Genomic DNA, 14,488 nt, shown 5'->3' with positions numbered 1-14,488 from the left:
ATATGAATGGTGTTTTAAATATTTTTAAACCAAAGGGAATGACCTCTTTTGATGTAGTTAGAGAAGTCAAAAAGGTATGCAAAATCAAAAAGGTTGGACATACTGGTACTCTTGATCCTGAGGCTACAGGGGTTCTACCTGTATGTATCGGTAAGGCCACAAAAATTATTGATTACATAATGGATTCAGAAAAAATTTATGAAGTTACCTTTAAACTAGGATTAAAAACAACTACTTATGATTTAGAAGGTGAAATTCTTGAAGAAAGAGATAGCTCTTTCTTAAAATATGAGGAAATATTAAATGCAATAAACTCTTTTAAAGGAGAATATTGTCAGGTTCCACCAATGTATTCAGCGTTAAAGCAAAATGGAGTAAGATTATACGAATTAGCTAGAAAAGGAATAGAAGTTGAAAGACCAGGGAGAAATATAACTATATATAATATAGAAGATATTAAAATTGACAATCCATATATATCTATGAAAGTAACTTGTTCAAAGGGAACATATATAAGGAGCTTATGTTACGATATTGGAGAAAAACTTGGAGTTTATGCAGCTATGACAGAGTTGTGTAGAGTAAAAACTTCTAGATTTTTAATAGAAAATTCAGTTAATATAAATGAACTAACTAAAGATAACTTAACTCAAAATTTAATTTCGATAGAAGAAGCTTTAAATGAATTTGACAAGATAGTTGTGAATAATAAATTTGCTAAGCTTTTAGTTAATGGAGTTAATGTATTTGATTCGAGAGTTGCAAATGAAAAATTAATTGCTAATAAATTATATAGAGTATATGATGAAAATAATAATTTATTAGGAATTGGAAGTAAGAACAATAATGGATTTAAGATAGAGAAGTTATTAATTACTTAGGAGAAGATAATGTTAGTATTAGATAATGTTAATTTATTAGAACCAAAAAGAAGCAATTATGTTGCTTTAGGCAGCTTCGATGGTCTTCATATTGGACATCTATCTTTAATTAATAAGGTTAAAGAATTAGCTAAGGATAATGAAGGTAAATCGATGGTATTTACTTTTAAGAATCATCCTAGAACAGTAATAATGGCTGAAAATAATCTAGATTTGCTAATGACTAATAGAGAGAAAATCGATATATTACTAAATGAAAATGTTGATATTCTAGCGTTAAAAACTTTTGATAAAGAAGTAATGAAAATGGATCCAGAAGAATTTATAAAATGGCTATGTAATGACTATTCTATACGAGGAATTGTTGTTGGATTCAATTTTAGGTTTGGTTATAAAAATCTAGGGGATATTGATCTTTTAAATGAACTTAAAGAAAAATATAATTATGAACTTTATGTAATGGAGCCATATATATATGAAGGTGATGTTGTTAGCTCTACACGAATAAGAAAAGAAATATTAAACGGAAATGTAGCTATAGCTAATAAGATGTTATCAAGACCATATACAATTAACGGTAATGTAGTTCATGGTAAAAAACTTGGAAGACAAATAGGGTTTCCAACAGCTAATATTAATTTAACAGCAGATAAATTAATACCTAAAGTAGGGGTATATTATACAAATGTTGAAGTAAATGGTAAAATTTATAAAGGAATTACATCAATTGGGAATAATCCTACAGTAAATGGGAAAGAATTAACTATAGAAACCTATATTCTAGATTTTGATAAGTATATATATGATGAAGAAATAAAATTATATTTTATTGATAGAATAAGAGATGAAATGAAATTCAGTGGAATTGATGAATTAGTATGTCAATTAAAAAAAGATAAAATCTTGGCTGAAGGTAAAGAAACAATAAGACAAAAATAGACTTATAAATTTATTGTAATTATAAATATAACAAAATTGTAGGAAATAATTAATTTGTATTTACAAGACATAATTAGTTTGCTATAATTCTTTATGGAAAACCTATTTCTAAGATTTGAGGGTGATTTCTCATTTCATGGAGCTAGGGGATATATTTACGGAGGTAAGAAAAATGGATAAAATCAGAAAGCAAGAAATAATCAACGAATTCGGAAGACATGAAGGTGATACAGGTTCACCAGAAGTTCAAATCGCATTATTAACAGAAAGAATCAACTCTTTAACAGCTCACTTAAAGATGCACAAGAAAGACCACCACTCAAGAAGAGGTCTTTTAATGATGGTTGGACAAAGAAGAGGATTCTTAAACTACTTAGCTGCTCAAGATATCGAAAGATACAGAGCTATCGTTTCAAAATTAGGCTTAAGAAGATAATCTTTAGAGCGGGTTTTTCCGCTCTATTATTTTAAAAAATTATATTTGTATGATAGACCTGAAAGGAGGTTATTAAATGATTAATGTGCTTGAAAAAAATATAGCTGGTAGAAATATGAAAGTTGAATTTGGTAGAGTTGGAATGTTATCAAATGCAGCTATTTTTATGAGCTATGGAGATACAGTAATACTAACTAATGTTAATGCTTCAGAAAAACCAAGAGAAGGTATAGATTTTTTCCCATTAAGCGTTGAGTATGAAGAAAGATTATATGCTGTTGGGAAAATTCCAGGTGGATTTATTAAAAGAGAGGGAAGACCTTCTGAAAATGCAATACTTTTTGGTAGAGCAGTAGATAGACCTCTTAGACCTTTATTCCCAAAGGGATATAGAAATGATGTTCAAGTGGTTTGTACAGTAGTATCTGTAGAACAAGATAACTTACCAGAAATTCTAGCAATAAATGCTGCTTCTATGGCATTATGCGTATCAAGTATACCTTTCACAACTCCTGTTGCTGCGGTGCAAGTGGGACTTATCGATGGAAACTTTGTTTTAAATCCAACTTCAACTGAGAGAGAAGAAAGTATTCTTCAATTAACTGTTTGTGCTACAAAAGATAGAGTTATGATGATTGAAGCAGGTGGAGATGAAATACCTGAAGATGTAATGATAAAAGCAATTGAATATGGATTTGATAAGTGTCAAGATATAATTCAATTCCAAGAAGAAGCTATGAGTAAGTTTGGTAAAACAAAGGATGAACCTGTACTTTATAAACCAAATAGTGAATTAAAATCTGAAATAGCTACATTTGCTGGTGAAATGATAAAAGAAGCAATGTGGATTACAGATAAAGATGAAAGAAATGCTGCAATGGATTTAGTAAACGATAAGATTAATGAGGAGTTTGCTGAAAAATATCCTGATAATGTAGCTGATATAAAAGAAATCGTATATAACATGCAAAAAGAAGTTGTTAGAGATATGCTTTTAAATCATAAGAGAAGACCAGATGGAAGAGACTTCGACCAAATAAGAAAAATAAGTTGTGAAGTTGGATTACTTCCAAGAACACACGGAACTGGATTATTTACAAGAGGATTAACTCAAGTAATGACTGTTGCTACTTTAGGAGCAGTTGGTGATATCCAGATAATTGATGGTATAGGTGAAACAGAATCTAAGAGATACATGCATCACTACAACTTCCCTGCATATTCAGTTGGAGAAGTAAAACCATTAAGAGGTCCAGGTAGAAGAGAAATTGGGCATGGTGCTTTAGCTGAAAGAGCATTAGAGCCACTAATACCATCTGAAGAAGAATTCCCATATACTATTAGATTAGTATCAGAAGTATTAAGTTCTAATGGATCAACTTCACAAGCATCAGTTTGTGGTTCAACATTAGCATTATTAGATGCAGGGGTTCCAATAAAAAGACCAGCTGCTGGTATAGCTATGGGATTAATAACTTCAGAAGATTTAACTGAAGAAGAAGTATTAACTGATATCCAAGGAATTGAAGATTTCTTTGGAGATATGGACTTTAAAGTTGCTGGTACTACTGAAGGAATTACATCAATTCAAGTAGATACAAAGATTGCAGGATTAAGCTTTAATGTAATAACTAAGGCTATAAATGATGCAAGAAAAGCTAGACTATTTATTTTAGATAAAATAAATGAATGCTTACCAGAAGCAAGAAAAGAAGTTTCTAAATTTGCTCCTAAGACTTCTACTATTACAATCGATCCAGAAAAGATCAGAGATGTAATCGGTGCTGGTGGAAAGGTAATTAATAAAATAATTGCAGATACTGGTGTTAAGATTGATATCAAAGAAGATGGAACTGTATTTGTATCTTCTCCTGATCATGATGGTGTTAATGCAGCTATTAAGATTATAGAAGGATTAACAAAAGAAGTGCAACCAGGTGAAGTTTACTTAGGAAAGGTAACTAAAATAGCTACATTCGGTGCATTTATTGAAATATTACCAAATAAAGAAGGACTTTGTCACATTTCAAAATTAGATAAGGCTAGAGTAAATAAAGTTGAAGATGTTGTTTCTGTAGGAGACGAAATTTTAGTTAAGGTAACTGAAATAGATCAACAAGGCAGAATTAATCTATCAAGAAAAGATGCTTTACCTGATGAAGAAGAAAAAAGTGAATAATATACTAATGAAAGAGAATTATTAAATTCTCTTTTTTTAATATAGAGAATAATTATTACTATATTAAAATAAACTAAAAGCAAAGCAACAAAGTGAGGGAGGAAATTATGTTTACTTTATATACATTAGATAATGGACTAAGAGTAGTAACAGAGTATATTGAACATGTTAATTCAATAAGTATTGGTGTAATGGTCCAAAATGGATCAAGAAATGAGACTAAAGATGAGAATGGAATATCTCATTTTATTGAGCATATGTTCTTTAAAGGAACAGAAAAAAGAACATCTAAAGATATAGTGCAGGAAATAGAAAATATTGGTGGACAAATAAATGCATTTACAAGTAAAGAAACTACTTGTTATTATTTAAAATCTCTAAATACCCAAATGGATTTGTGTTTAGATGTTTTATCTGATATGTTATTAAATTCTAAATTCGATGCAGAAGAAATAGAGAAAGAAAAAGGTGTAGTCATTGAAGAGATAAATATGAGTGAAGATAATCCAGAAGATGTTTTAGATGATATACATTCTAAAGCTATATTTGGAGATAGTACTTTAGCATATCCAATATTAGGAACAATAGATAGAATTAAATCATTTGATAGAGAGAAAATAAAAAACTATATAGATAGACATTATACACCTTCTAACTCTGTAATAAGTATTTGTGGAAAATTTGATATAGATGAACTTAAAAAGAAAATCGAGCATTATTTTGGTGGCTGGAAAACAACTGATAAATATACACCTCAATATACAATTCCAACACTTCATAATGATAGTGCTTTTACAGAGAAGCAAATAGAACAACTTCATATTAATCTTGGATTACAAGGGCTACCTTATGCTGATGATAAATCTTATTCGTTATTATTATTAAATAACGTATTTGGTGGAGGAGCGTCTTCAATACTTTTTCAAAAGGTTAGAGAAGAACTAGGGTTATGCTATACAGTATATTCATACCCTCAAACATATTTAGGTGTTGGTACTTTAAATATATATACTGGATTAAGCAAACAATTTGCTGATAATGCTTTAGAAGTAATAGATAGAGAATTAAAAATGTTTAGTAAGAATGGTATATGTGAAGAAACACTTAAAATTAATAAGGAAAAAATAAAGGCATCTTATATTTTGGGATTAGAAAGCACTTCGTCTAGAATGTTTGCAAATGCAAAATCAGTTTTATTACAAAACAAAATAAAGACTCAAGAAGATGTTATAAATAAAATTAACAAAATTAGTAATGAAGACATAAACTGTGTATTGGAGAGATGCTTTAAACCAGGAATTATTAGCTCCGCATATGTTGGGCAAAGTGTAGATATTACTAAATTAAACTCAATAATAAAATAATTTTATAATATAACAATAATTGAATTATGAAGTGTACTAAACTACCTCCTAAACGCATAAACTTATGTATAGATAAGGGGGTAGTTCTTATGAAAGATTATGAATATTATGAAAAAAAAGCAGATAATAGCTTAAAAATGCTTAGTGAATTAGAAAGATTTGAAATATTTAATTTAGAATCAGCTGAGAAATATGACAATGCTCAGAACATTGATTTTATTATAGATGAAAATGGTTATATAAAATATATGATCGTAGGAGTAAATGGTAGTAAATTTAGTTTTTTATCTAGCCGTGAATATGTAGAAATTCCATGGGACTGTGTTACAAAGGTTGGAGCTAATGTAATAGTAATCTCTGCAGATGAAACAAAAATTAGGCGTGCACGAGCTTAAAAACAGTTATGCACTGCTTAAATTTTAAGGGGGAACAATCCTTGGAAATTATAGTGCAAAAATTTGGGGGAACATCTGTATCTACAGAGGAAAGAAGAAAACAATTAGCTACTAAAGTTAAAGCTGCTATTGATAACGGAATGAGTCCTGTTGTTGTAGTATCTGCCATGGGGAGAAAAGGTGATCCATATTCAACTGATACACTATTATCACTTGTAGGAAAAAAGTTTATGAGTGATAATAAAAATGCTCAAGATTTATTAATGAGTTGTGGGGAAATAATTAGTTCGGTTGTTGTATGTAATACTCTTTATAATTACGGAATAAAAGCTGCTCCATTGACAGGTGGCCAAGCTGGTATATTAACTGACGATAATTTTACTAATGCTAGCTTTATTAATACAGATCCAAGTAAAGTTTTAGAACTTGTGAAAAATGGAATAGTTCCAGTAGTAACAGGATTCCAAGGTATTACTAAAGATGGCTTAATCACAACGTTAGGCCGTGGAGGAAGTGATACTTCAGCGTGTATTCTAGGGGTAGCTTTAAAGGCAAAAGAGATTGAAATTTATACAGATGTTGACGGAATTATGACAGCAGATCCAAGATTAGTAGATGATGTGTCGTTAATAGACGAAGTAACTTATAATGAAGTTTATCAATTGGCCGATCAAGGTGCTAAAGTTATTCATCCTAAAGCTGTAGACTTAGCTAAAAAAGCTAATATACCACTTATAATAAAAAACACTATGTCAGATAGTAAAGGAACCTTAATTATTAGAGACGTTTCAGAGGAAAATAAGCGCTTTATAACTGGAATTACTCATTTAGATAATAGAATTCAGGTAAGAGTAAGATTATCAGAAAATCCAAATCATGCAGCATATAGAAGTTTATTAGATAGTCTAGCAAAAAATAATATTAGTTTAGATTTAATCAATATTTTTCCAGCTCATCAAATTTTCACAATAAATGCAGATGAAAAAGAAAAATTAAATCAAGTATTAACTAAAGCTAATATAAACTTTACTACAGTTGAAGGCTGCAGTACTATTGCAATAGTTGGAAGCGGAATGACTGGAGTACCTGGAGTGATGGCTAAAATAATTAATACTTTAACAGAAAATAATATTGAAGTACTTCAAACTACAGATTCTAATATAACTATCTGGTGTTTAATTTATACAAGCAAATTAGCACAAGCTATGAATTTATTGCATGAAAAATTTGGTTTATAATAAATTAAGTATTAATAAAAGATTCATTAAAATTAATGAATCTTTTATTAATTTTAGAAAAAAATATTTATAATGGTAGGAAATTGATTTATAATAAGTAAGAATAATAAAACATATTTTACAAAGGAGAATGAAAATGTTTAAAGGTAAAAGGTTTTTAAAAATATTATTGGTAGCAGGATTAGTCAGCTTATCTTTAGTAGGGTGTGGTGCTAAAGCTGAAGTAGAACCTGTTAGATTAGGAACTCCAGAAGAATTAGTAGAAACATTTATTAAAGATAATCAAGAAAAAAATGTAAGTGAAATGGTGAAATTATATTCAGATGTATATGTAGATTCAACAGGATATGATTTATCTACAATTGAAAAAATATTAGAGAAATCTAAAAAAGAATATGAAATAGTAAATTCTGAGTTAGTTAGTATGGAAGATTATAGTGACACAATAAAAAGAGCTACTATAAAAATAACTTCAAAAGCTAATGATGAAGAGACTACTACTGACTATGAGTATGCGCTAATAAAAGAAGAAGATGGATGGGCTATATCTCCAGACGGGATTATAGCATGTGAAAATTTTGATATTCCTATGTACAATAAAGGTGAATTAACTCTAAATTTAGCTAAAAATATTAAATTGTTTGAAGGCGGTATATTAAGAGTTAAAGTTTATAATGATTCTAAAAATAAATTTATGTTTGGATCAGAAGCTAATAAATGTGAAATAATTGTTGAAACATCAACAGGGAAATATGTAACAACTATGGATGAACCAACAATGTTAGATAAAAAAGTAAATAGTTATTTCTTAGCTAGAATCACAGAATTAGATGGTGAAATAAATAAAGTTACAGTTACTAATATATATGAATTAGATAAAGATGAAAATATCATAGAAGATAGTAAAAAAGATATAATTGCCTATCAAAAATAAGAAAAATACCTCCTATTATTTAGGAGGTATTTTTTTGTACATTTCATTGCATATTTTGTAAAACTCATTAGGCATTCCTAAGGTAACAATGTTCTCTAATATTTCTTTATGCTTTATAAGAGGAATTGAATCAAGAATATCCTTGCAATATGATATACAACTTAAAATCAAAAAATCCATTTCAGCTATTATATTTTCAAGATTATCCTTATAGTTTTCTTTATTTAATTTATGAATTACTATAAGTGGATTAAATTGATTAGATAAAATATCGTCCTCTAAGTCATCAAAAGCATCCATAAGATAAATATATTTACCGATATAATATCCTAATTTATATAACATCTCCCTTAAGGTAGAAGAATCGTTATAAAGGGTATGAGGATAATTTTTAAGAATAGAAGCCATTATATCACTAAAAGGATGACAAACTTCGTCAAAGGTATCAAAATTTTTATTTATTTCCATACTTGATAAAGTAACTAGATTAGTTTTTATAATTTTATTAATATCAGCATAATTTAACTCTGCCTTTTTACTATATGGAGATAGAAAGATATTAAAAACTTTGCTTTTCTTATTATTATCATCATTAATATTATCTTTTAGCTTATAATCAAAAAAAGTAACACTTAAATTTGCAGCATATTTTAATGCATTTGTATCTTTTATTACTTGAATATCATAAGTAGGATGCTTAATACATCGTTTATTCTCAATAATAATGGATTCATTACTCAACCCTTCTAATATAAAACCAATAAAAGTCATATCGTAGTTCAAAGTTAATCTTGGTATATTCCCAAAGTTATTTTTTATTGAATAACATAAACCATGGTAGTAGCTACGAAAGTATTCAAATTCTTTTACCTTAAGCTCAATTTTTAATGGTGTAATATATCCAAACATTAAGATGCTCCTTTAGTTAGAAATTAGCACATACCGCCACCGCCATTGCCACACATATTCATATTATTTGGTGACATTAAGTTTTGCATTAACATACTTTGAAGTGGATTTCCGTTTTGCATATTACCACCTCCAGCTAAAGGATTTCCACCACCTGCTAGAGGATTTGCGCCACCTGCCATATTATTTAGTATATTAGCGGCATTAGCTTGATTACCTCCACACATGTCTCCACCATTACCCATTCCTTGTCCAGCTCCACCACCGCAGAGATCCATATCATTTTGAGAATTATTTTGTGCAGCTACTCTAGCGTAATTGGCTCTAATTTGAGATATTTTTCTTGTTAATAGGCGCATAGTTTCTTGATATTCATCATTATCTGGATTTAATTCTACAGCAGTTTTTAAATGATTAACACCAGCACTGAACCAACCTTTTTTTAATAAAACAAAGCCTTTTAAATAATTCCATTCTGCATTTTTTTTATCAGTAATTAAATTTAACTCTGTTTCAGCAGCAAGGAATTGTTCAGATTCTATTAAATCTCTTATTTCTTTTAATTTTATATCATTTGTTAATGTATGAAAGGCCTCATTAACTTTTGAAAGCTTTTCTTCGGTTAAAAATTCTACCGGATTATCTGAATTAGCATTAAGGTTATTAGATTCTATTATATTTTTGTAAGCAACTTCAATTTCATCTTTAGATGCATTAGGTCTAATACCTAAAACCTTATAAGGATTCATATATATATAGCTCCTTTATTAACTATTGAATTATTATAATATATTCTTAAGTTAAAGAAAGAGTGATTGAATGAATGAATCAAATTTTTATATAAATATTTAATATTTGAAATAATAAAATGTGTAAAATAGGAAGATATAAGTTTAAAAAAGTGTATATAATAAGCGAATTTTTTAAACTGGTAAATAAGAGTTAATAGTAATTTAAAAGTGACAAATAGCGATTAAAGATTAATAAATCTTCGCCTTTTGTCACTTTTAAAAAATTACCTATCTTTTATGATATATATTTTTAAATACAGTCTATTAAATCACCGCCCATACATTCACAACATGTATCTAAACAAATTAAATCGCAGCAACTAAAATTACAATCACAACAGCAATCATCACAACAACAGCAAGAACAGCCTCTATTATGGTGTCTGTATCCGGATCTATTGTAATCATCGCTATAACGTTTTCCTCTTCCAAAGAAATTAACTAAATCATCTTTATATATTGAATTATTTGGAGATAAATCATTAGCAATTTTAAGATGATTTAACGCTTCATCAAACCATTGTTTTGAAAGCAGTACTTTGCTATACAAATAATGCCAAATTGAATCGTTACATGGATTACTTTTTAATAAAAGTTCTGCAGTAGTATAATCATTTATGTTTATTAGATTTTGAATTAAAGCATAATTCATAATATCCCTCCACATAGTTTATAGTATTAATTATACACAAAGTTAGATGAAAATATTAAAAAAGTACGAAGATAAATTAAATTTTACTTATCATAAATAGACAAGTATGATAAAATTATTAAAAAACTAAAGATTGGAGATTGAAATTATGACATTATTTATATCTTATCCTAAATGCACAACTTGTATAAAAGCTAAAAAAAATTTACAAAACAATAATATTGACTTTGTCGAAAGACATATAGTTGAAGAGAATCCAACTAAAGAAGAATTAACAAGGTGGATAAAGCAAAGTAATTTAGAAGTAAAAAAATTCTTTAATACATCAGGTAAACTATATAAAGAGATGGCATTAAAAGATAAGCTTAAATCTATGACAGATGAAGAAAAAATAGAATTACTAGCAACAAATGGGATGCTTGTTAAAAGACCAATATTAATTAAAGATGATACGGTTTTAGTTGGCTTTAAAGAAGATGAATATAATAATATATAAAATAAATTAGATAAGTTAGGGAGTTTTATATAATGACAGATAGAGTACCAAAAGACTATATTGCAAAAATAGCAAAGGCATCAACATATTTTGCTTTTAAGAATGGTCCAATAAAAGAAATGTTAAAAGATAATAAATTGTCAGAAGAAGATTTAAAAGTAATCCAAAAATATATGGATGATCATTTAGCATATTTATATACAGTTTTACTTGAAGAGAATAACTTAAAAAAATTTGATCTAATAGTAAATACTATGAGTAAGTTTTATGTGAATGATAGTGAAGAAGTAATGATTAATGATGATGGGTTTGACAAATTTTACGATAGTCTATTCCCAAAAAGTAATAATATAACAATAAAATAATAATACTTAGGAGGAATTAAAATGTATATTGCATTTGGAAATAGAGTTGTTGATAGTAAAGATTTTATAAATGTAATAGAAGAAAATACGGAGTTTAAAGTAATAAAGGACATGAGCAAAGGTTCAAAAAGAGAAGATATAGTTGCTTTAAATTTAAGTATAGATATATCAGAATTAAATGAAGTTATATCAGAAAATTATAAAATAGAAGACCTAGATGAAGATACATTATTTGAAGAGTATATGACTATATCTGAAGAAATAGGATATGAAATAGAAGAATATTTACCTGAAGATGCAATAGTAAAATTTCAAGCTTATAAATGGGATCCATCAGATAATGATGTGAAAGCTATAATAGTTATAGTTCATGAAGAATTAGGTGAAAGAAAAGCAATGGATCTAATAAAGAGATTATTAAAACAAGTTGAATAATTATAGAAACAACCTTATGTTGAATAAATAAGCATTAAACTACAGAAAATATCATAAGAACTATGTAGGAAGGAAGATTTCTATGACTTATGATGTTAAGCCAATATTAGTTGTTAGTAAATGTTTAGGCTTTGATGCTTGTAGATATAATGGTGGAATTGAAAATAATAGTTTTATAGAAAATTTAAAAAAATATGTAAAATTTATAACAGTGTGCCCAGAGTCAGATTCAGGGTTATCTACTCCAAGGGATATTTTAAGAATAGTTCAAAAAAATGATAAATTAGAGATAGTTGTATCAAAAACAGGAGAAGACGTTACAGGGAAATTATGTGATTTTATAGAAAAGTTTTTGACTGATTTAGGAGATGTTGATGGATTTATTTTAAAAAATAAATCTCCAACATGTGGATTAAAAGATGCTAAGATATATACGTCAGTAGATAAAGGGGCTGCTATTAGAAAAGGAAAAGGAATTTTTGTTCAAAAAGTAAGTAATAAATATCCTAATATAATAATTGAAGATGAAGGAAGACTAACAAACTTTAAAATTAGAGAACATTTTTTAACTAGAATATTTGTATTAGCTAATTTTAGGAATGCTAAAAAAAGTAATGATAAAGATATGTTAAGAAACTTTCATTTGCAAAATACACTATTATTTTTAGCTTATAGTCAAAAGTACTCAAAATTATTAGATTCGTTAATCTATAATGATGAATCTTTTAATAGTAACACTGTATTTATTGAATATGAAAAATATCTTAATAAATTATTAGAGAGAGCTCCAAGATATACATCAAATATAAATGTATTATTAAAATCTGTTGATAGTTTTAAAGATAATATTACGCAGGACGAAATGCAGTTTATTTGGAATACAATAGATAAATATAAGAAGGGCTTAGTTCCTTTTTCAGTGCCTTTATATTTAGTAAAGGGATACATAGTAAGATTTGATTTAGAGTATTTACTAAACCAAAGTTTTTTTATGCCTTATCCAGAAGAGTTGATTCATGTTAGTGATTCAGGAAAACTTATACATTAGAATTTTAAATTAAATGCAATTCTAAACTGAATAGTATTTTTTATAAGGATAATACTAAACTTATAAAGTTTTAGGAGGGTAACACATGGATAATTCAAATGAATGGAATAACTGGAAAGAGGCTCTAGGGAAAGCTGTGGATTTAGGAGAAAATATTGGACTATCAAATAATAGTATAAATAATATAGCTGAAAAAGTTGGAGGTTTTCTAGCTAATCATGTTGAACCTGCAAATGATGAAGAAAGATTACTGAAAGAACTTTGGGATGTAGGAAATCAACATGATAAGCATGTGTTAGCAAAACTAGTAGTTAAAATGACACAAAAATAATTATATTACGCCAGAAATACAATTAAAGTATTTCTGGCGTTTATGTATTTAAAATAATAATATTATGTTGTAGATATATATTTAACTCAAATCACATATAAATAACTTGTAGTAATTTATAAGGAGAGTTATGTTGTATACTAGAAGTGCTTTAAGAAATTTTTTGTTTTGGGTTAGTCTTGCTATAGCAGTAAATATTATTATTTATTATCTATATGGAGCAGGTGATGCATTAGAATTTTTAGGTGGGTATGTTATCGAATTAAGTTTAAGTGTAGATAACTTATTTTTATTCCTTGTTATATTTTCAAGCTTCGGAATTCCAATTAATTATCAACATAGAGTTTTAGCTTACGGTATATTTGGGGCAATGATATTAAGATTTATATTCATATTTTTAGGAATTGCTGTAGTAAATAGATTTCACTGGTTACTATATATTTTTGGATTTATTCTTGTAATAAGCAGCATTAAGCTATTTACCAATCATAATGAAACAGAAGAATTTAAAAGTAATCTTTTTATGAGATTTATTCAAAAAATAATACCAGTAACTAATAAAATATACGGTCAAAAGTTTTTTGTAAGAATAAATGGGCATCTTTTGGCAACACCATTAATGCTAATTTTGATTTTAATAGAGAGTTCTGACATTATATTTGCTCTAGATTCCATTCCAGCAATTTTTTCTATAACTACCAATCCATTAATAGTTTATAGTTCAAATATTTTAGCGATTTTAGGTTTAAGAAGTTTATATTTTTTACTTGTAAAACTTGATTCGATGTTTAAATGTATGAGATATGGAGTAGGATTTATTTTAATGTTTACTGGTATTAAGTTAATTATTTTATATTTTAATATAGTTATACCAACGCTTATATCTCTATTGATAATATTTATTATTTTGCTTTTTAGTATATTATTTTCGTTGATTATTGATTAGGGGTATATTACAATAAATAAAAGTAACTTAAGAATCTGTTAAGTTGATATGAAAAAATAGCTTGATTTTTCATAGAATTGCTCGCTCTTTGAAAATTATATAAGTTTGAATTTTTTATTGTATGGTAAACAAACCTACAATAAAATTGA

Annotated in this window: 17 protein-coding genes; 14 read left to right on the top strand and 3 right to left on the bottom strand. The window is 27.6% G+C overall.

Features of this window, described 5'->3' with window-relative positions; all coding sequences use genetic code 11:
- Nucleotides 1–2 precede the first annotated feature (2 nt).
- The 8 genes from truB to H8S10_RS09015 all read left to right on the top strand — a co-directional run bounded on the left by truB (nt 3) and on the right by H8S10_RS09015 (nt 8,366).
- Complete coding sequence (gene truB, locus H8S10_RS09050; RefSeq protein WP_055262942.1) at nt 3–881, top strand: tRNA pseudouridine(55) synthase TruB; 879 nt, start codon at nt 3–5, stop codon at nt 879–881.
- A gap of 9 nt (nt 882–890) precedes the next feature.
- On the top strand, nt 891–1,820 hold the full coding sequence (locus tag H8S10_RS09045; protein ID WP_055262945.1) for a bifunctional riboflavin kinase/FAD synthetase: 930 nt from the start codon (nt 891–893) through the stop codon (nt 1,818–1,820).
- Nucleotides 1,821–1,992: 172 nt separating this feature from the next.
- The gene (rpsO, locus tag H8S10_RS09040) at nt 1,993–2,256 is read left to right on the top strand and encodes a 30S ribosomal protein S15 (RefSeq protein WP_055262947.1); all 264 of its coding nucleotides are present in this window, start codon (nt 1,993–1,995) and stop codon (nt 2,254–2,256) included.
- A 76-nt stretch (nt 2,257–2,332) separates the two neighbouring features.
- Nucleotides 2,333–4,435 (top strand): polyribonucleotide nucleotidyltransferase, encoded by a 2,103-nt coding sequence (locus H8S10_RS09035; RefSeq protein WP_186838639.1) that lies wholly within the window; start codon nt 2,333–2,335, stop codon nt 4,433–4,435.
- 107 nt (nt 4,436–4,542) lie between these two features.
- The gene (locus tag H8S10_RS09030; RefSeq protein ID WP_055262951.1) at nt 4,543–5,799 is read left to right on the top strand and encodes a pitrilysin family protein; all 1,257 of its coding nucleotides are present in this window, start codon (nt 4,543–4,545) and stop codon (nt 5,797–5,799) included.
- Nucleotides 5,800–5,888: 89 nt separating this feature from the next.
- On the top strand, nt 5,889–6,194 hold the full coding sequence (locus H8S10_RS09025; protein WP_055262953.1) for a YlmC/YmxH family sporulation protein: 306 nt from the start codon (nt 5,889–5,891) through the stop codon (nt 6,192–6,194).
- Nucleotides 6,195–6,235: 41 nt separating this feature from the next.
- Complete coding sequence (dapG, locus tag H8S10_RS09020; RefSeq protein ID WP_186838638.1) at nt 6,236–7,432, top strand: aspartate kinase; 1,197 nt, start codon at nt 6,236–6,238, stop codon at nt 7,430–7,432.
- Nucleotides 7,433–7,568: 136 nt separating this feature from the next.
- Entirely contained in the window at nt 7,569–8,366 is a 798-nt protein-coding gene (locus H8S10_RS09015; protein WP_186838637.1) for a hypothetical protein, read from the top strand.
- A 15-nt stretch (nt 8,367–8,381) separates the two neighbouring features.
- Here the strand turns inward: H8S10_RS09015 and H8S10_RS09010 are convergent, their stop codons facing one another.
- From H8S10_RS09010 to H8S10_RS09000, 3 genes are all read right to left on the bottom strand, one after another.
- A complete protein-coding gene (locus H8S10_RS09010; protein WP_186838636.1) occupies nt 8,382–9,275 on the bottom strand; it encodes a DUF5685 family protein in 894 nt (297 codons plus the stop codon).
- A 23-nt stretch (nt 9,276–9,298) separates the two neighbouring features.
- Nucleotides 9,299–10,024, bottom strand: a complete 726-nt coding sequence (locus tag H8S10_RS09005) for a DnaJ domain-containing protein (RefSeq protein WP_186838635.1) — start codon at nt 10,022–10,024, stop codon at nt 9,299–9,301.
- A 292-nt stretch (nt 10,025–10,316) separates the two neighbouring features.
- Nucleotides 10,317–10,718, bottom strand: coding sequence for a hypothetical protein (locus tag H8S10_RS09000; protein ID WP_055262962.1), 402 nt, complete (start codon nt 10,716–10,718; stop codon nt 10,317–10,319).
- A gap of 145 nt (nt 10,719–10,863) precedes the next feature.
- Here H8S10_RS09000 and H8S10_RS08995 point away from each other — a divergent pair, with 145 nt between their 5' ends.
- From H8S10_RS08995 to H8S10_RS08970, 6 genes are all read left to right on the top strand, one after another.
- Entirely contained in the window at nt 10,864–11,214 is a 351-nt protein-coding gene (locus H8S10_RS08995) for an arsenate reductase family protein (protein WP_186838667.1), read from the top strand.
- A 32-nt stretch (nt 11,215–11,246) separates the two neighbouring features.
- Nucleotides 11,247–11,579: a hypothetical protein gene (locus tag H8S10_RS08990; RefSeq protein WP_186838634.1), complete on the top strand. Its 333-nt coding sequence runs from the start codon at nt 11,247–11,249 to the stop codon at nt 11,577–11,579.
- Nucleotides 11,580–11,600: 21 nt separating this feature from the next.
- On the top strand, nt 11,601–12,014 hold the full coding sequence (locus H8S10_RS08985) for a hypothetical protein (protein WP_186838633.1): 414 nt from the start codon (nt 11,601–11,603) through the stop codon (nt 12,012–12,014).
- An 82-nt stretch (nt 12,015–12,096) separates the two neighbouring features.
- Complete coding sequence (locus tag H8S10_RS08980; protein WP_186838632.1) at nt 12,097–13,062, top strand: DUF523 and DUF1722 domain-containing protein; 966 nt, start codon at nt 12,097–12,099, stop codon at nt 13,060–13,062.
- Between the two features lie 85 nt (nt 13,063–13,147).
- A complete protein-coding gene (locus tag H8S10_RS08975; protein WP_186838631.1) occupies nt 13,148–13,393 on the top strand; it encodes a DUF3243 domain-containing protein in 246 nt (81 codons plus the stop codon).
- 133 nt (nt 13,394–13,526) lie between these two features.
- Nucleotides 13,527–14,339 (top strand): TerC/Alx family metal homeostasis membrane protein, encoded by an 813-nt coding sequence (locus H8S10_RS08970; RefSeq protein WP_055262974.1) that lies wholly within the window; start codon nt 13,527–13,529, stop codon nt 14,337–14,339.
- Nucleotides 14,340–14,488 lie beyond the last annotated feature (149 nt).

This window comes from Clostridium sp. NSJ-49, assembly GCF_014287725.1.
GTDB lineage: Bacteria > Bacillota > Clostridia > Clostridiales > Clostridiaceae > Clostridium > Clostridium disporicum_B.
Note: the sequence above shows the minus strand (reverse complement) of the source record. Positions and strands in the feature narration are given on the sequence as shown.